Source organism: Agrobacterium sp. GD03872, from assembly GCF_029840625.1.
Classification (GTDB): domain Bacteria; phylum Pseudomonadota; class Alphaproteobacteria; order Rhizobiales; family Rhizobiaceae; genus Agrobacterium; species Agrobacterium fabrum_A.
Map to the genome: position 1 here is coordinate 18,912 of NZ_JAOCCY010000002.1, position 17,849 is coordinate 36,760.

Here is a 17,849-nt window from a genome sequence, read left to right on the forward strand (position 1 = left end):
TGAGGGACAAGAGAATGAACATCGCCGTAAAAACCGCGTCCCGCATCCGCGCGGTCAACTGGAACCGCATCGAGGACGACAAGGATCTCGAAGTCTGGAACCGCCTGACCTCGAATTTCTGGCTGCCGGAAAAAGTGCCGCTCTCCAACGACATCCCCTCCTGGGGAACGCTGAAGCCGGAAGAACAGAAACTGACAATCCGTGTCTTCACCGGCCTGACATTGCTCGACACCATCCAGAACGGTGTCGGCGCCGTGCGCCTGATGGAGGATTCGGCAACGCCGCATGAGGAGGCGGTTCTCTCCAACATCTCCTTCATGGAGGCGGTGCACGCCCGCTCCTATTCGTCGATCTTCTCGACGCTCTGCCTCACGCCCGATGTTGACGACGCCTATCGCTGGTCGGAGGAAAACGAGTTCCTGCAGCGCAAATCCGCGCTCATCATGCGGGAATATGACAGCGGCGATCCGCTGAAGAAAAAAATCGCCAGCGTGTTTCTGGAAAGTTTCCTGTTCTATTCCGGCTTTTATCTGCCGATGTTCTGGTCAAGCCGCGCCAAGCTCACCAACACGGCGGACCTGATCCGCCTCATCATCCGCGACGAGGCTGTGCATGGTTATTATATCGGCTACAAGTTCCAGCGGGCGGTGGAGCGTCTCAGCGAAACGCAGAGACAGGAGATCAAGGATTTCGCCTTCGATCTCCTGCTCGAACTTTACGATAACGAGGCGAAATATACCGAAGACCTCTATGACGGCGTCGGCCTGACAGAGGACGTCAAGCAGTTCCTGCATTACAACGCCAACAAAGCCCTGATGAATCTGGGTTATGAGGCGCTGTTTCCTGCCGAGGCCTGCCGGGTCAATCCGGCGATCCTCTCGGCGCTTTCTCCGAATGCCGACGAGAACCACGACTTCTTTTCCGGTTCCGGCTCGTCCTATGTCATCGGCAAGGCGGTTGCGACCGAAGACGAAGACTGGGATTTCTGAAACCGGTTTGTCGGCAGGACCCGCAAAAGCTATTGCGGGTTCACCACCTGGCTCGCAAGGCGGAAGGGGCTGGCGACGGTGGCGCCGATCGCATCGAAAACAAAGGCTCCGGCGCTGTTGATATCACCCCCGCGCCTGCTTGCCTCAAGTTGCGGCACCATGGAGGCAAGCGCCGCATAGCGGTCGTGGTTGAGCGGGTCCGACGCCTTCAAATTGGAGATGTCGACGAATTGCACGCCCTCCTTAAGGGCGGCTTCCTGCACCTGCGGATCGGTCACATCCAGCGCGCCGATACGGGTAACGTCGGCACCAAGGATGGAAGAGGCTTTCAGCGCACGGTCATCCTTGGAAACGAGAACGGTAAGCGGCGGGTTGAGCCGGCCGACGACCTCGATCTGCTTGCGGAAGACATCGGCGTCAATATCGGGCGCAGCCAACACCACCTGCAGCTTGGCGATGACATCGTTTCTGCCCTGGAAGCGCAATTGCCGAAGCGCCTCCATGACCAGCCAGCCGCCCATGCTGTGCCCGAACACGACGACGCTCTTTTTTGGGGTCTGCCGGGTAAGATCGATCAACATTGCTGCGAGCGCATCGCGTGAAAAGGTCGCGGACTCCTTGTCGGCCACATAGCCGGCGACAGAGGCTTGCGACGGCCAGGAAAAGACCAGCGGCACGCCGTTCATATTGGCATCCGCGGCCATCTGCGCCGCGCGGAACAGTGCTTCCTGATAGCTGTAATTATAGCCGTGTACAAAAAGTGCGATCTGCTTGCCGGAGCGGGCTATGTCGCCAAGATCGGCATTAAAGCGCGTCTTCGTCAGCATATCGGCCCTGGTAACGACGAAATCCTTTTTCGGGTCTGGCTTGCCGCTGGCCCATTCGATTTTCCCGCTTTTATGTGTGGGCGGAATGGAAATATCGAAACTGGCGTAGTTTGGCTCCATTGCCCGCGCCGTGCCGAAGCCCTTTTTTGCGTCCGTGTTTTTCTCCCGAGTGCTCGCCACGAAGGCGGTCACGATTTTCGTGTCGTGGGTCCTGGTGTTGACGGCCTCCAGCACATCCGCCCCCGGTCGGCCTGCGCAGGAGGAGAGAAGACCGAGAGTGAGAAACAGAGAAAAGATCAGGCGCATGAATGGGGCTACCGGTGATGAGGACCGGTTCATAAATAACCGGCGACTAAAAAAGTTGCTACTGAAGAATGAATTGCACTCTAGCGGCTGTCTTCGGTGCGGACGGGCGTTCCCCACCTTGCTATCCGTCCATCTTCGTTTTAGGCCGTAAAGATGACGAACAAGGTGTCGCTTTCCCGACTGAAACTCACGGACTTCCGCAATTATGCGGCGGCCGCGCTTGCGCTCGATGACCGCCATGTCGTGCTGACCGGCGACAACGGCTCCGGCAAGACGAACCTTCTGGAGGCGGTGTCGTTTCTTTCGCCGGGACGCGGCTTGCGCCGTGCCGTCCTGTCCGAGGTGACGCGCGTGGGCGCCGAAGCCACTGGTTTCTCGATCTTCGCCGATGTCGAGGGTATGGATGGCGATGTCGCCATCGGCACCGGGCTTGAAGGCGATGGCGAGGTTGTCTCGCGTCGCCTGAGGCTGAACGGAACGTCGGTGAAATCTGTCGATGAATTGACCGATCATCTTCGGGTTCTGTGGCTGACGCCCGCCATGGATGGTCTTTTTACCGGTTCATCATCGGACCGCCGGCGTTTCCTCGACCGGCTGGTGCTGTCGCTCGATCCCGCGCATGGGCGGCGGGCAGGCGATTTCGAAAAGGCCATGCGTGGCCGCAACCGGCTGCTTTCGGAGGGCCGCTTCGATCCGGTCTGGCTCGACGGCATCGAAAAGCAGATGGCCGAACTCGGCATTTCCATGGCGGTTGCCCGCTATGAAATGCTCGGCCTGTTGAAGACCCTCATTGAGGGGCGGGCCGGCAATGCGGCCTTCCCGTCGGCGGCGCTGTCGCTTGCCGGTTTCATGGATGACAGGCTCAACCGCCCCGCCGTCGATCTGGAAGACGAATATGCCCTTATGCTGCGGGAAGGCCGGTATCGGGACGCGGCCGCTGGCCGCACACTGGACGGGCCGCACCGTGTCGATCTCTTCGTGCGCCATGCGGAAAAGGACATGGAAGCCGAGCGCTGTTCAACCGGGGAGCAGAAGGCGCTCTTGGTGGGGCTGGTGCTTGCCCATGCGCAGTTGACCGCCAATATGACCGGTCATGCGCCGGTGCTGCTTTTGGACGAGATTGCCGCCCATCTGGATGAGGGCCGGCGGGCGGCGCTATTCGATCTCATCCACGCGCTCGGAGGCCAGAGCTTCATGACCGGAACGGATACGGCCATGTTCTCCGCCCTTGGCGACAGGGCGCAGTTCTTCAATGTGTCCCACGGGAGCATCACGGCATGACGGCAAAGAGATGGAGTGCGACATGGACCCGCTGAGCCCGGAAGAAATCGAACGTTACAAGCGTCATATCCTGCTGCCGGAAATCGGCGGTGCCGGGCAGCAGCGACTGAAGGCGGCGCGTGTGCTGGTCATCGGGGCCGGCGGCCTCGGCGCACCCGTGCTCCATTATCTTGCCGCCGCCGGTGTCGGCACGCTCGGCATGATCGATGACGATGTGGTTTCCCTGTCCAATCTGCAGCGACAGGTGATCCACGATACCGGTACGATTGGGGAGTTGAAGACGGAAAGCGCCCGCAAGGCCATCGCCCGGCTCAATCCGCATGTGCGTACCCTTGTTTATGAAGAGCGCTTTTCGCAGGTCTGGGCGCATGACCACTTGCCATCCTTCGATCTCCTGATCGACGGCTCGGACAATTTCGATACGCGTTATACCGCCGCCGATGCGGCGGAGGCTGCGAAAAGACCGTTGGTCACGGGCGCCGTCGGTCGCTTCGATGGCTCGGTGACGGTGCTGAAGCCCTATGAGACAAATGCCGAGGGCGCTCTGCTGCCCGGTTATCGCGACCTGTTTCCGGAGCCGCCGCCGCAGGGTCTCATTCCCAATTGCGCGGAAACAGGCATTGTCGGCGCGCTGACCGGGGTTATCGGCACGCTTATGGCAATGGAGGCGATCAAGGTTATCACCGGTGCCGGCGAGCCGCTGATCGGCCGCCTGCTCCTCTATGACGCCCTGTCGGCCCGTTTCGAAACCGTGCGATACAAGCGGCGGCCTGCGGGAAAAAAACCATGATGGAGATCGTCAGGATCGGGGAAGAGTTCGATCGCTGGCCGGAATTGCTGGCGCTTATCATGGCCTCCTTCGCCTATATGGATGGCGTTATCGACCCGCCGTCTTCGGCCCATCGCCTGACATTGGAAAACCTTGCGGAAAAGGCGAGGGTGGAGATCGCTTTCGTGGCTCTTGATGGCGATGAGCTGCTGGGCTGCCTGTTTTGCAGGCCGGAGCCGCCGGCCTGTCTTTATGTAGGCAAGTTATGCGTTTCGCCGAAAGCACAGGGAAAGGGCATCGGCAGAATGCTTGTGCAGCGATCCGAAGCGCTGGCCCGCGAACTGGCGTTGCCGGAGCTGCGGCTGGAAACACGCATCGAGCTTCTCGCCAATCACGCCAGATTTGCCGCCTGGGGTTTCGTCAGGACCGCTGAAAATGCCCATGCGGGTTATGATCGGACGACCTCGATTGAAATGACGAAATTCCTCGGCTGAAATCGTCAGATCCGACCCGGCAGCATCGGTCCCGAGTTGGTCGACAAACATCCCGCAACAATTGCGGAGCCTATCGCAAAAGACCGGACTGAAGCATCTGGGAGAGAAAGACAGAAGAGACTCGGTCAAGACCCGTCTGGGGCTGAACGTCTGTCGACCCGACCCGCCAGATGTTTTTATCCGGCCCGCTGACGAGATGGATTTCCGTCGTGACCCTGTGGGTGAGCGGAGCCGCCTTCGTGGCCTCGATCATCTGTTTCATGAGTTCTGCGGAAGGCATGCGGGTTCTATCGCCAATATCATCCGCCTTTGCGGCTGCCTTCAGCCGCTGAAACGCAGGCCCGACATCCGGCAGCGAGCAGTTCACCTCTACCCGCGCCACAAAAAGGCCCGACGGCGATTGCGAGCCGATACGCGCGGGCTCGGCCTTACAGCGTACCCGCTCCGTGCTGGCGACCCAGAGCTTTGCGAACTGCTCCGATTGTTCGTTCGTGGTTCCCTTGGGTGAATGCATGCCCCTGTTCTTGCGCTGCCACGCGACCGGGTCTGCAACCAGTTCCATATCGGTGTAGCGCGGACCGCTGCCCGAAGATCCCCATTCCCTGTTCAAACGAGACATGCTGGGGCGATCAAAATTCAGCCAGGCGCGATAATAGAGCTCCGCGGTCTCTTCAGGGGAGGGCGAAGCAGCCCGGGCCGGGCCGCTGACCAGAATGAGCAGGGCGGAGACAAGTAGCAAAAACTTCGCCTGGATTCCCATTGAACGCATCTCCATGTGACGAGCAGACAAGATTTGCCTGAGTTGGCTCAGCTCCGTCCCGGCAGCACCCGGTTCGGTGGGCGGTGACCGTCGAACAGCGTGCGGATGTTTATGATGACCTTGTCACCCATCTCGATACGGCCTTCGATCGTCGCAGAACCCATATGCGGAAGCAGCACGACCTTACCTTCTTTGGCAAGCTTGATGAGCTTGGGATTCACCGCGGGCTCGTTCTCATAGACATCGAGGCCGGCGCCGGCGATCTTGCCTTCGCGCAGGCACTGGATCATCGCCGCCTCATCGATGATATCGCCGCGCGCGGTATTGACGATATAGCTGGTCGGCTGCATCAGCGCCAGCCGTCGTGCTGAAATCAGGTGATAGGTCGCAGGCGTCGAGGGGCAATTGACGGAAACGATATCGACCCGCGCCAGCATCTGGTCGAGGCTGTCCCAATAGGTCGCCTCAAGCTCCGTCTCGGTGGCCGGATTGACGCGTTTGCGGTTGTGATAATGAATGGAAAGCCCGAAGGCCTTGGCACGCCGCGCCACCGCCGTTCCGATGCGGCCCATGCCGACAATGCCGATGCGCTTGCCGGAAATGCGCCGCCCGAGCATCCAGGTCGGCGACCAGCCCAGCCATTCGTCTGCACCATTGGCGAGCACGCGTGTGCCTTCGATCATGCGGCGCGGCACGGCAAGCGCCAGCGCCATGGTAATGTCGGCGGTATCTTCGGTCAGCACGTTTGGGGTGTTGGTGACGGTAATGCCCTTTCGGGCGGCGGCGTCCACATCCACATGGTCGATGCCGTTGGAAAAGCTCGCAATCAGCTTCAGCTGCGGTCCGGCCTTCTCGATCATGGCGGCGGTGATGCGGTCGGTGACGGTGGGCACCAGAACGTCGACTCGCTGCATCGCCGCCACAAGCTCGTCTTCGCTTCGCTGCGTATCGTCGATGTTCAGCTCGGCATCGAAGAGTTCGCGCATTCTGGTTTCGACGACGTCAGGCAATTTGCGGGTGATATAGACTGTCGGTCTCTTCTTGTGGGTCATCGTTTGCCGCTGCCTTGTTCAGAAGTCATTAACCAGAAAGAGCGATAATTTCTTTCAATCAGGGCGTTTCTACCAGACCCACCGGCGAAGACAAATAAAACTCGCCGAAGCTTGAGGCATGTGGAACCGCGCCTCCTTAAATATCATCCGGTTTGCAGAAGGCGGGAAACGGAAATGGGCATGCGCAGTGTGGTTTCTATCGTTTGCATTGCATTGTCTCTGGGCCTCCTCGGTGCGGCAACCGACGCCATGGCGCAGGGCGCCGCAAAAGGCGCAAGCGGCTTGCCGCTGCCGCGTTTTGTCAGCCTTAAATCCAAGCGCGTCAATATGCGCATCGGGCCGAGCACGGATTATGCCGTGTCATGGATGTATCTGAAATCGGGAATGCCGGTCGAAATCATCCAGGAATATGAAAACTGGCGGCGCATCCGCGATGCCGACGGTACGGAAGGCTGGGTCAACCAGGCGCTGCTGTCAGGTGAGCGCACGGCTGTCGCAGCTCCGTGGATGCGCGGCAAGGGCAAGGAAGTCTACGTAAACATGCGCCGTGACGCGCAGTCGGGCGCCTCCGTTGTGGCGCGGCTTGAGCCTGGCGTCGTCTTCAGGATCGGCGAATGCAACGGCGACTGGTGCCGCGCCGAGGCCGGTCAGGCCTCGGGCTGGGTTTCGCAGGGCGAAATCTGGGGCGCTTACCCCGGTGAAGCCTTTAAATAAGGCCGTGCTTCTCGCCAAGCGCCTTCAGCGATGACATCGGGCGCGGCCCGATCTGCTGAATGACGGCGGCGGCGGCAAGGCATCCGAGCTTGCCGCAATCTTCGAGCGACCGGTCCTGCGTATAGCCGAACAGGAAGCCTGCGGCGAAAAGATCGCCGGCGCCCGTCGTATCGACCACGTCATGCACCGGATAGGCTTCGACCTTCACACGCTCCGTACCGCGCAGGATGACCGCGCCTTCTTCACTCATCGTCACTGCCGCGATCTTGCAGTCGGTGGCGATTTTGGTCAGTGCCAGCTCGAAGTCGTCGGTTTCGTAAAGCGAAAGCGCTTCCTGTTTGTTGGCGAAAACAATGTCCACCGTGCCGGAGCGCATCAGGTCGAGAAATTCTTCGCGGTAGCGGCCGACGCAGAAGCTGTCGGACAGCGTCATGGAGACTTCGCGACCATTTTCATGGGCAATGCGGGCGCATTCGCGAATGGCGTCCTTGGCGCGCGGCGGATCCCACAGGTAACCTTCGAAATAGGTGACCTTGGTCTGCGCCACGACGTCATCTTCCACGTCTTCCGGGCCGAGATCGACGCAGGCGCCGAGATAGGTGTTCATGGAACGCTCACCGTCTTCGGTCACGAAGATCATCGAACGGGCGGTTGGCGGGAACGTGCCTTCCGGCTTCGTTTCGAAATAGACGCCCTGGGCGCGGATATCGTGCTGGAAGATCTCACCGAGCTGGTCTTCGGCAACTTTGCCGAAATAGGCGGTCTTGCCACCGAAATTCGCGACGCCCGCCGCCGTGTTGCCTGCGCTGCCGCCGGAAGCTTCGAGAGCCGGCCCCATCAGCGAATAAAGCAGCTCGGCCCGCTCCGCATCGATGAGGTTCATCGCCCCTTTGGTAATGGCATTGTCGTTGAGGAAGCGGTCATCGCAGCGGGAAATGATGTCGACGATGGCATTGCCGACAGTCAGTACGTCGAATTTCGTCATGGGCCCTATCCGTTTCGCACGGGGTGTGCGTATTTTTTGAAAGGTCTTAAACATTTCTGGCGGCAAGAAAAGCCCAAACAGAAAATTTGGGGTTCTCGGGATGGGGCGAAAACGCGTCATCTGCCTGTAATGTGGTTAAGTTATTCCTTCCAGTAGAGCGAAAGGTGTGTGAATGCGTACCGGAATGGAAGACATGACGGTCTTCTGGCTCAACCGTTATCTCCGCCACGGATGTACTGGCGGCATATAACGGACACAAAAGGCGGGGGAGACCCCGCTTTTTCTTTTGGCTGGCCTCGGCCTGCGGGATTGCACGGGTGGCGGGCAGGGCTCCCATCAAAGGCGGCTTACCAGCTTTTCCACGTCTCGCGCACCCGATTTCATGAAAACAAAGATGCAGAGCGCTTTCGCGATTCCATTCGCGCCGAAAAGGCTCTAAAGCGGAGTATCTCCCGCAAAAGCCGCGAAAGCTTTCCCTCCATGTCTGCCGTTGCCGCGAATGTCGCCCCGATTTTCATTCTCATCCTGATCGGCTGGCTTACGGTCAAGACTGGCCTGTTCAGGGCCGATGCCGGCGATATCCTCAGCGACTTCGTGTTCAAGATCGCCGTGCCGACCTTGATCTTCCGCACGCTCGCGGAAGCCAATTTTCACGGCGCATCGCCCTTCCGGCTCTGGATTACTTATTTTGCCGGCGTAGCCGTCACCTGGACGGTTGGGCATATCGTCACCCGTTATGTCTTCAAGCAGGATGTCCGCATCGCCGTCATTGCCGGCATTTCCTCGGCCTTTGCGAATAATATCTTCATCGGCCTGCCGCTGGTTGGACGCTCCGTGGGGGATGAAGGGCTGGTGGCTCTTTCCATCCTGCTGGCCATCCACCTGCCTGTCATGATGATCGCCGGCACGATCCTGATGGAAAACGCCACGCATAAAGCGGTCGGCGGCGAAAAGCGAAGCATGGCTGCGGTGTTCAGGCAGGTGGGTCGCAATCTCGTCACCAATCCGCTGGTGATCGGCCTTGCCATCGGGCTTTCGACCAATGTTTCCGGCGTGGCCCTGACGCCCATCCTGAAAACTGTCGTCGATCAGATTGCCTCGATGGCGGGACCGGCGGCGCTGATCTCGCTCGGCATGGCGCTGACGAAGTATACCATCCGCGGCAATCTGGGCATTGCCGTCACCATGACCGTGTTCAAACTGCTGCTTCTGCCCGCCTGCGTCTGGGCCATGGGCCACGCGCTCGGCCTCAGCCGTGAATGGACAGCAGCCCTTGTGCTCACCTCGTCGGTGCCGACGGGCGTGAATGCCTGGCTGATCGCCAACCGCTTCGGCATCGGCCACAGTGTTGCGGCGTCCACCATCAGCATTTCCACGGCGACCGGCGTTCTGTCCGTGTCGCTATGGGCATGGCTGCTGAGCTGATTATTGTGGGGTGTTGATTACTTCTGGGCGCTCAGGATCTTGAAGCGGGCATTGCGGCCCACCTCGTCAGACGTGCGGAATTCCGCCGCCAGCACCGGCTCATAGGGAAGCCCGCGATTGGCGACCATCAACAGTTTGCCGCCGCTGCGCAGCGCACCGGCCGCAGCCTTGATGAAGGCCTGACCAAGGGCCGGCTCCGCCGCCTGTCCCGCCGCATGAAAAGGCGGGTTCATGATGATGAGGTCGTATTTTTCCTTCGGCGGCTCATTTGCAAGATCCTGCCAGAAGAAACGCGTCGTCAGCCGCGGATTGTTTTCGAGAAGATTGGTCTTGGCGAATTCCAGCGCGTTCCAGTCCGCCTCGAAAAGGTCGATACGGGCCGTGCGCGGCGATTTTTCCGCCAGCATGATGGAGAGATAACCCCAGCCCGCGCCGAAATCGGCGGCATTGCCATCGAAATCGGTCGGCAGGCGCGATGCGAGCAGCTCGGAGCCATCATCGATGCGGTCATGGGAGAACATGCCGGGCAAAGCGGTGAAACGACCTTCGACCGTGACGGGCTTTTGAGCAAGTTTCGATACAACGGTCGAGATATCGTCCGGCCGTTTGAACCAGAGCGCGACGCCGTGATATTTCGGCGTCGATTCCGCTTCGATGCCGAGCTTCGCCAGCGTTTTGCGCAGCGTCAGAATGCCGTCTTCCTTGGAGCCCGCCGCGACGATCAGCCCGCCCGCCTTCACGCGCGAAAGCGCCTCGGCGACGCGGTTTTCATTCTCGCCGCGATGTTTGCCACACAGCAGCAGCGCCGCATCGTAATCCTCGCCCGAAACATCAGGGGTGACCTGGGAGCCCTGTGCTTCAAGAGCGCGATAGAGCGGCCGGAGATGCTGGACCGCAACGATCTCCGCGTCGAAACCATCCAGCCGCGGACCGGCTTCCGCTCCCAGAAACAGAACGCGTTCGCCTTCTTCCGGCATGGCAAGCATGTCCGAAGCGAAGGGATGGAAAAGGGTTTTCACGGCGTCACGGCTCATGGGAGCGTCCTCGAGGTAGGATGGAGTTTGTCAGGGAAAAGCGGAAACCGGTTTCCCGAAAAGGTAAACGATAACAAAACGAAAAAAAGGCGCGGGCAAAACCCGCGCCTCGATAGGGTCTGGTGGCGCGGCCTTATTCGGCAGCGGCTTCACCGTCTTCCTTCTTCTTGTCGGCGGCGACTTCCTTGCCGGTTGCCTGATCGACAACCTTCATGGACAGGCGAACCTTGCCACGCTCGTCGAAGCCCATCAGCTTCACCCAGACCTTGTCGCCTTCCTTGACGACGTCAGAGGTCTTGGCGACACGCTCGGAAGCGAGCTGCGAGATATGAACGAGGCCGTCGCGGGCGCCGAAGAAGTTGACGAACGCGCCGAAGTCGGCGGTCTTGACAACCGTGCCTTCGTAGATATGGCCGACTTCCGGTTCTGCAACGATGGAGTGGATCCACTTGCGGGCCGCTTCGATTTCCTTGCCGGAAGAGGAAGCGATCTTGACGGTGCCGTCGTCTTCGATGTTGATCTTGGCGCCGGTCTTTTCGACGATTTCGCGAATGACCTTGCCGCCGGAACCGATGACTTCACGGATCTTGTCGACCGGAATGTTCATGACTTCGATGCGCGGTGCGAATTCGCCGAGCTGGCTGCGGCTCTCGGTGATGGCATTGGCCATTTCGCCGAGGATGTGCTTGCGGCCACCCTGTGCCTGCTCCAGAGCGATCTTCATGATCTCTTCGGTGATACCGGCGATCTTGATGTCCATCTGCAGCGAGGTGATGCCGTCGGCCGTACCCGCAACCTTGAAGTCCATGTCGCCGAGGTGGTCTTCGTCACCGAGGATGTCGGAGAGAACCGCAAAACGCTCGCCTTCGAGGATGAGACCCATGGCGATACCGGCAACCGGCTTGGCCAGCGGAACGCCGGCGTCCATCAGTGCAAGCGAGGTGCCGCAAACCGTTGCCATCGACGAGGAGCCGTTGGACTCGGTGATTTCGGAAACGACGCGCAGCGTATAGGGGAACTGCTCCGCAGTCGGCAGCATCGGGCGGATAGCGCGCCATGCGAGCTTGCCGTGACCGATTTCGCGACGGCCCGGGGAACCCATGCGGCCTGTTTCGCCGACCGAGTAGGGTGGGAAGTTGTAGTGCAGCAGGAAGCGTTCCTTATACATGCCGGTGAGGCTGTCGACATACTGCTCGTCTTCGCCGGTGCCGAGGGTCGCAACAACGATCGCCTGGGTTTCACCGCGGGTGAACAGCGCCGAACCGTGGGTGCGCGGCAGCAGGCCGACTTCCGAGATGATCGGACGAACGGTCGACAGGTCGCGGCCATCGATACGGCTCTTGGTGTCGAGGACGTTCCAGCGGACGATCTTCGCCTGAAGGTGCTTGAAGACAGCGCCGATTTCTTCCGGCGTGTACTTGGCTTCGCCTTCTTCCGGCAGGAAGTGGGCCTTCACCTTCGCCTTAACGGCGTCAACGGCGGCGTAGCGGGCTGCCTTTTCGGTGATCTTGTAAGCGTCGCGCAGTTCGGCTTCGGCGAGCGCCAGCATTTCGTTTTCGAGCGCGGAGAAATCTTCCGGTTCGAATTCGCGGGGTTCCTTGGCGGCAACTTCGGCGAGCTTGATGATCGCGTCGATAACCGGCTGGAAGCCCTTGTGGCCGAACATGACGGCGCCGAGCATGACGTCTTCGTTGAGTTCCTTGGCTTCGGATTCAACCATCAGAACGGCGTCGGAGGTACCGGCGACAACCAGGTCGAGCGTGGATTCTTCCATCTCGTCCAGATGCGGGTTCAGAACGTATTCACCGTTGATGTAACCAACGCGTGCGCCGCCGATCGGACCCATGAACGGAATGCCGGAAAGGGTCAGCGCAGCCGAAGTGGCGACCATCGACAGAATGTCCGGATTGTTTTCCAGATCGTGCTGGATGACGGTGACGACGACCTGCGTGTCGTTCTTGTAGCCTTCCGGGAAAAGCGGGCGGATCGGACGGTCGATCAGGCGCGAAACCAGCGTTTCGTTTTCGCTCGGACGGCCTTCGCGCTTGAAGTAGCCACCGGGGATCTTGCCGGCTGCGTAGGTCTTTTCCTGATAGTTGACGGTCAGCGGGAAGAAGTCCTGGCCCGGCTTCGGAGATTTTGCGGAAACCACGGTCGCGAGAACCATCGTCTCGCCGTAGGTTGCGATGACGGCGCCGTCAGCCTGACGGGCAACCTTGCCGGTCTCGAGCTTCAGCGGGCGGCCTGCCCATTCGATTTCCACGGAGTGTTGATTGAACATATCTTGTCCTTGGTTGTGGCTGCCGCGCCGGCATCGTGCCGGCGGTGGCAGCGCTGTGACGCAATCACGGGCAAGACAGCGGGAGGCTTCCGGCAAGTAAGCATCCGGCAATCCTGCCCCATGACAGGTCTGCGGTTGAAAAGGCGGCGCCGGCCCATCCGGGTCGCCCTTATCGTCCGGGGGCCACATCAGCGGCGAACGCCCGGAAATTTCTGTGGCCTGAAAAGGCCGGATATAAAAACCGGCGGGCATCGTTGAGAAGCCCGCCGGAGACGTTATTAGCGGCGAATGCCGAGAGCACCGATCAGCTTGGAGTAACGGGCTTCGTCCTTCTTCTTCAGATAGTCGAGAAGCGAACGACGGCTCGAAACCAGCGTCAGAAGGCCACGACGGGAGTGGTTATCCTTCTTGTGGTCCTTGAAGTGACCGGTCAGGTTGTTGATCCGCTCGGTGAGGATTGCGACCTGAACTTCCGGCGAACCGGTGTCGCCTTCCTTCGTGGCATATTCCTTGATGAGGGCGGCTTTGCGCTCTGCAGTAATCGACATCGGACGATCCTTTCTGTTTTAAGGAAAAATGGGACGCCTAAAGCCGGGATGTCGTCCAGCTCTGGCCATTCAGCAGCATAGGCAAAGCCCAAGCTGGCGCTGCCTATAAACTATTCCGGGTGCAATTGAAAGAGGCGATTGACAGCGCCTCTTGAGCCTTGGCTTAGCCGAAAACACGCTTCGGCCGGAATTCACCTTCGCCGATTTCACCAATGGCGACGAGCTTGCCATGCGCGGTGGCATAGGCTTCCGGATGATTGGCGGGTGCATCGCGCCCGCGCAGCAGGATGGGGTTGCCCATCTTCAGCCGGTGGGCCTGATCGTCGTTGATGATGAGGCGGGGAAGGGCGGAAAGCGCCTCGGCCGTATCGATCAGGAAGGCGTCCAGCGCCGCGAGCCGTTCGTCGCGATCCTCCACGGCTTCCAGCGCCGTCAAGGTTTCGAGCGGCACCATCATGTCTTCGCCGAAAGGGGCGACCATGGTGCGGCGCAGCTCCGAAATATGGCCGAAACAGCCGAGATCGCGGCCCATATCGCGCGCCAGCGCCCGCACATAGGTGCCCTTGCCGCATTCCACTTCGAAATGCGCGGTATTGGCGTCCGGGCAGGCAAGCAGCGTCAGGCGATGGATTTCCACCTCGCGCGCCGGGATTTCCACCGTCTCGCCGTCGCGCGCCAGATCATAGGCGCGCTCGCCGGCGATCTTGATCGCGGAAAATTGCGGCGGTGTCTGGAGGATCACGCCGGTATAATTGGGCAGGATATCGCGGATCGTCTGCTCGTCCGGGCGCAGATCGGAGGACTCGACCACCTCGCCTTCCAGATCGTCAGTCGCGCGCTGTTCGCCCCAGGTGACGGTGAACTCGTAGATCTTCCGGCCGTCCATCACGTAGGGCACGGTTTTGGTGGCGTCGCCAAGCGCGATCGGCAGCATGCCCGAGGCCAGCGGATCGAGCGTGCCGGCATGGCCCGCCTTCTGGGCATTGAACAGCCACTTGATCTTGGAAACGGCCTCGGTGGAGCCGAAATCGAGCGGCTTGTCGAGAATGAGCCAGCCCGAAATCGGGCGACCCTTGGGTTTGCGGTTTTGCTGTTTGCGTGGTTTGGACATGCTTCAGTTCTGTTCGTCGTCTTTTTCGTTCGAAGGTCCAAGATCGCGCTGCACTTCGGGCGAGCGCAGAAGCGCGTCGATCTTCTGGTAATTATCGAAACTCGTATCGTCGCGGAAACGCAGTTCCGGCATGTATTTCATCTGCCGAAGCTGCGGGCCGAGACGGCCGCGCATGTACTTTGCATGGCGGTTGAGCGCGCTGATGATATCGGTGTGGTCGGCAACGCCGAGCGGCGTCACATAAGCGGTGGCGATCTTGAGATCGGGCGACATGCGCACTTCCGAGATGGAAATGACGGTGCTTTCGATCAGATCGTCGCGGACTTCGCCGCGCTGGAGAATCTGGGTCAGGGCGGCGCGCACCTGTTCGCCGACGCGCAGCATGCGTTGGGAAGGGGCCGATGATGTAGCTTTTGCCATTGGTTATGCCTCAAACGGAGCGAGCGCCGGTAAGCCGGCGCCCGACAGTAAATTCCTGTTTTGCGGCGAGAACGCTTAGAGCGTTCTCGTGATGTGTTCGACGCGGAAGCACTCGATGGTGTCGCCGGCGCGGATGTCTTCGTAGTTTTCGAAGGCCATACCGCATTCCTGACCGACCGGCACTTCAGAGACTTCGTCCTTGAAGCGCTTGAGGGTCTTGAGCTTGCCTTCGTGGATGACGACGTTGTCGCGAACCAGACGCACGCCCGCACCACGTTCCACCTTGCCTTCGATGACGCGGCAACCCGCGACCTTGCCGACCTTGGTGATGTTGAACACCTCGAGGATTTCGGCATTGCCGAGGAAGGTCTCGCGACGTTCCGGCGAAAGCAGGCCCGACATCGCTGCCTTCACGTCATCCACCAGATCGTAGATGATGTTGTAGTAGCGGATCTCGATGCCGGCGCGTTCGGAAGCCGTACGTGCCTGTGCGTTGGCGCGAACGTTGAAGCCGATGATCGCGGCGTTGGAGGCCTCGGCAAGCGAGATATCCGATTCCGTGATGGCGCCAGCGCCCGAGTGAACGATACGAGCGCGGACTTCGTCGGTGCCGAGCTTGTCGAGCGAAGCGATAATGGCTTCGACCGAGCCCTGCACGTCTGCCTTGATGACCAGCGGGAATTCCTTCATTCCCGAAGTCTGCAACTGGCTCATCATCTGTTCCAGCGAACCGCGCTGGCCCGTCTGACGTGCGACAGCCTTGTCGCGTGCCAGACGCTGGCGGTACTCGGAAATCTCGCGAGCACGGCTTTCGTTTTCGACAACCGCGAAACGGTCACCTGCAGACGGCGTTCCGGAAAGACCGAGAATCTCGACAGGCATGGCCGGACCGGCTTCCTTGACGTGTTCACCCTTGTCGTTGACGAGGGCGCGAACGCGGCCCCACTGGTCGCCGGCCACGATGATCTGACCAGGCTTCAGCGTACCCTTCTGCACGAGAACGGTGGCGACGGCACCACGGCCGCGGTCGAGTTCCGCTTCGATGACGGTACCTTCTGCGGTACGGTTCGGATCCGCCTTGAGGTCGAGAATTTCGGCCTGCAGCAGGATCGCTTCAAGCAGTTTGTCGAGACCGAGCTGTTTCTTGGCGGAGACTTCCACGTCAAGCACTTCACCGCCCATGGATTCCACGAACACTTCGTGCTGCAGAAGCTGCTGGCGAACCTTTTCAGGATTTGCTTCGTGCTTGTCGATCTTGTTGATCGCCACGACGATCGGAACACCCGCTGCCTTGGCATGGTTGATGGACTCGATCGTCTGCGGCATCACGCTGTCGTCAGCGGCGACCACCAGAACGGCGATATCCGTCGCCTGCGCACCACGGGCACGCATGGCCGTAAAGGCGGCGTGGCCGGGAGTGTCGATGAAGGTGATCTTCTGGCCGTTCTTTTCGACCTGATAGGCGCCGATATGCTGGGTGATACCACCGGCTTCGCCTGCGACGACATTCGCCTGGCGAATGGCGTCGAGCAGCGAGGTCTTGCCGTGGTCGACGTGGCCCATGATCGTGACAACCGGCGGACGCGGCAGCATTTCGCCTTCGTCGTCTGCCTGGTTGAAGATGCCTTCTTCCACGTCGGATTCGGAAACGCGCTTGACGGTGTGGCCGAATTCGACGGCGATCAGTTCCGCCAGATCGGCGTCGATCACGTCGCCCGGCTTCATCATCTGGCCTTCCTTCATCAGGAACTTGATGACGTCGACGGCGCGTTCGGACATGCGCTGTGACAGTTCCTGAATGGTGATGGTCTCAGGCAGGATCACTTCGCGCATGACCTTTTCACGGGTCTCCTGCATCTGGCTGCGACGGAATTTTTCCTGGCGGCGGCGCATGGATGCCATGGAGCGACCACGCGGCGTGCCGTCTTCATCCAGATTGGACGAGGTGACGGTCAGCTTGCCGCGACGGCGTTCTTCTTCCGTCTTCAGGCGGGCTGCGGGCTTCGCAGGCGCAGGCGCAGTGACCTTGCCACGGACCGGCAGGTTGCCACGGCGTGCACCGCGGTCGTCCTCGTCGTCGCCATCGGTACGGCGTCCGCGCGGAGCGGCGGTTTCGGTAGCCGCGCGGGCAGGGGCGGCGGCTGGCTGAGGGCGAGCCTCGGCGCGCGGGGCCGGCTGAGCGACGGCGGCCGGCTTTTCAACGGCCGGCTCAGGCTTTGTTTCCGCGGCGGGCTGGCTCGCGGCCACCTTGGCGGCCTCGGCCTCTTCCGCGGCGCGGCGTACAGCCTCTTCCTTTTCGGCGGCGATGCGGCGTTCTTCTTCCACCTTGCGGCGCGCTTCATCTTCGGCGCGCTGCTTGGCTTCGATCACGTCGCGGGCCTGCGCCTCCATCAGCGCGCGGCGACGGGCTTCCATCTCGCCTGCCGACAGGTCGTGCAGGACATTGCCGCGCGGACGCTCGGGCTGGCGCTGCTGCGGTGCAGACGAGCCGGGACGCTGCTGCGACTGGGACGAACCCGGACGCTGCTGCTGGTTGTTGGGCTGGTGAATGCGCTGCTGCGGAGCCTGCGGACGCGGCGCTGCCACGGGGGCAGGAGCGGCCGGCTTCGGCGCCGGTGCTGCGGCCGAATGAACCTGCTTCTCGTCTTCAGGACGCATGGGGCGGCGCTTGCGTGTTTCCACGACAACCGCGTTTGTGCGACCTCGACCCATATCCTGCCGCACGGTGCCCTGATTCATCCCGCCCGGCTTGAGGGTGAGAGTCTTCTTGGCAGGCGCGTTGAGTGTCTTGTCGTCGTTGTTGTCGGTCATTCCGTTCCCGTTCCTTCGGACGAGAACCGGATGACGTCCATC

16 protein-coding genes are annotated in these 17,849 nt (G+C 60.6%); 6 read left to right on the forward strand and 10 right to left on the reverse strand.

Annotation, left to right across the window (positions count from 1 at the left end):
• Nucleotides 1-14: 14 nt before the first annotated feature.
• The gene (gene nrdF, locus N5D22_RS04020) at nucleotides 15-989 is read left to right on the forward strand and encodes a class 1b ribonucleoside-diphosphate reductase subunit beta (protein WP_279654493.1); all 975 of its coding nucleotides are present in this window, start codon (nucleotides 15-17) and stop codon (nucleotides 987-989) included.
• A 29-nt stretch (nucleotides 990-1,018) separates the two neighbouring features.
• Here the strand turns inward: nrdF and N5D22_RS04025 are convergent, their stop codons facing one another.
• Complete coding sequence (locus tag N5D22_RS04025; RefSeq protein ID WP_279654494.1) at nucleotides 1,019-2,122, reverse strand: alpha/beta hydrolase; 1,104 nt, start codon at nucleotides 2,120-2,122, stop codon at nucleotides 1,019-1,021.
• A 153-nt stretch (nucleotides 2,123-2,275) separates the two neighbouring features.
• On the opposite strand from N5D22_RS04025, the gene recF reads away from it, so the two are divergent.
• Genes recF through N5D22_RS04040 form a run of 3 tightly spaced genes read left to right on the forward strand, consistent with a single transcriptional unit; the run spans nucleotide 2,276 to nucleotide 4,666 of the window.
• Nucleotides 2,276-3,403, forward strand: a complete 1,128-nt coding sequence (gene recF / locus N5D22_RS04030; RefSeq protein WP_279654495.1) for a DNA replication/repair protein RecF — start codon at nucleotides 2,276-2,278, stop codon at nucleotides 3,401-3,403.
• Between the two features lie 22 nt (nucleotides 3,404-3,425).
• On the forward strand, nucleotides 3,426-4,193 hold the full coding sequence (locus N5D22_RS04035; protein ID WP_279654496.1) for a molybdopterin-synthase adenylyltransferase MoeB: 768 nt from the start codon (nucleotides 3,426-3,428) through the stop codon (nucleotides 4,191-4,193).
• Nucleotides 4,190-4,666, forward strand: a complete 477-nt coding sequence (locus tag N5D22_RS04040) for a GNAT family N-acetyltransferase (protein WP_279654497.1) — start codon at nucleotides 4,190-4,192, stop codon at nucleotides 4,664-4,666. Before N5D22_RS04035 ends, N5D22_RS04040 begins: the two co-directional genes overlap by 4 nt.
• A gap of 70 nt (nucleotides 4,667-4,736) precedes the next feature.
• Here the strand turns inward: N5D22_RS04040 and N5D22_RS04045 are convergent, their stop codons facing one another.
• Nucleotides 4,737-5,426: a hypothetical protein gene (locus N5D22_RS04045; RefSeq protein ID WP_279654498.1), complete on the reverse strand. Its 690-nt coding sequence runs from the start codon at nucleotides 5,424-5,426 to the stop codon at nucleotides 4,737-4,739.
• A 47-nt stretch (nucleotides 5,427-5,473) separates the two neighbouring features.
• Nucleotides 5,474-6,478 carry a D-glycerate dehydrogenase gene (locus tag N5D22_RS04050; RefSeq protein WP_279654499.1) on the reverse strand — a complete coding sequence of 335 codons (1,005 nt, stop codon included), beginning with the start codon at nucleotides 6,476-6,478 and terminating at the stop codon, nucleotides 5,474-5,476.
• A gap of 180 nt (nucleotides 6,479-6,658) precedes the next feature.
• Between N5D22_RS04050 and N5D22_RS04055 the strand changes: the two genes are divergently transcribed.
• Entirely contained in the window at nucleotides 6,659-7,192 is a 534-nt protein-coding gene (locus N5D22_RS04055) for an SH3 domain-containing protein (protein ID WP_279654500.1), read from the forward strand.
• Here N5D22_RS04055 and N5D22_RS04060 read toward each other — a convergent pair.
• Entirely contained in the window at nucleotides 7,185-8,177 is a 993-nt protein-coding gene (locus tag N5D22_RS04060; RefSeq protein ID WP_279654501.1) for an adenosine kinase, read from the reverse strand. The two genes, N5D22_RS04055 and N5D22_RS04060, sit on opposite strands and share 8 nt — an antisense overlap.
• A gap of 480 nt (nucleotides 8,178-8,657) precedes the next feature.
• Here N5D22_RS04060 and N5D22_RS04065 point away from each other — a divergent pair, with 480 nt between their 5' ends.
• Nucleotides 8,658-9,602 (forward strand): AEC family transporter, encoded by a 945-nt coding sequence (locus N5D22_RS04065; RefSeq protein WP_279654502.1) that lies wholly within the window; start codon nucleotides 8,658-8,660, stop codon nucleotides 9,600-9,602.
• A gap of 17 nt (nucleotides 9,603-9,619) precedes the next feature.
• On the opposite strand, the gene N5D22_RS04070 is transcribed toward N5D22_RS04065, so the two are convergent.
• From N5D22_RS04070 to infB, 6 genes are all read right to left on the reverse strand, one after another.
• Nucleotides 9,620-10,636, reverse strand: a complete 1,017-nt coding sequence (locus N5D22_RS04070; protein ID WP_279654503.1) for a class I SAM-dependent methyltransferase — start codon at nucleotides 10,634-10,636, stop codon at nucleotides 9,620-9,622.
• 133 nt (nucleotides 10,637-10,769) lie between these two features.
• Nucleotides 10,770-12,917 carry a polyribonucleotide nucleotidyltransferase gene (gene pnp, locus N5D22_RS04075; RefSeq protein ID WP_279654504.1) on the reverse strand — a complete coding sequence of 716 codons (2,148 nt, stop codon included), beginning with the start codon at nucleotides 12,915-12,917 and terminating at the stop codon, nucleotides 10,770-10,772.
• Nucleotides 12,918-13,195: 278 nt separating this feature from the next.
• Nucleotides 13,196-13,465 carry a 30S ribosomal protein S15 gene (rpsO, locus tag N5D22_RS04080; protein WP_003492949.1) on the reverse strand — a complete coding sequence of 90 codons (270 nt, stop codon included), beginning with the start codon at nucleotides 13,463-13,465 and terminating at the stop codon, nucleotides 13,196-13,198.
• A 163-nt stretch (nucleotides 13,466-13,628) separates the two neighbouring features.
• A complete protein-coding gene (truB, locus tag N5D22_RS04085) occupies nucleotides 13,629-14,576 on the reverse strand; it encodes a tRNA pseudouridine(55) synthase TruB (protein WP_279654507.1) in 948 nt (315 codons plus the stop codon).
• 3 nt (nucleotides 14,577-14,579) lie between these two features.
• Nucleotides 14,580-14,996, reverse strand: coding sequence for a 30S ribosome-binding factor RbfA (gene rbfA / locus N5D22_RS04090; protein WP_065656377.1), 417 nt, complete (start codon nucleotides 14,994-14,996; stop codon nucleotides 14,580-14,582).
• Nucleotides 14,997-15,071: 75 nt separating this feature from the next.
• On the reverse strand, nucleotides 15,072-17,807 hold the full coding sequence (gene infB, locus N5D22_RS04095; protein ID WP_279654508.1) for a translation initiation factor IF-2: 2,736 nt from the start codon (nucleotides 17,805-17,807) through the stop codon (nucleotides 15,072-15,074).
• Nucleotides 17,808-17,849: the final 42 nt, after the last annotated feature.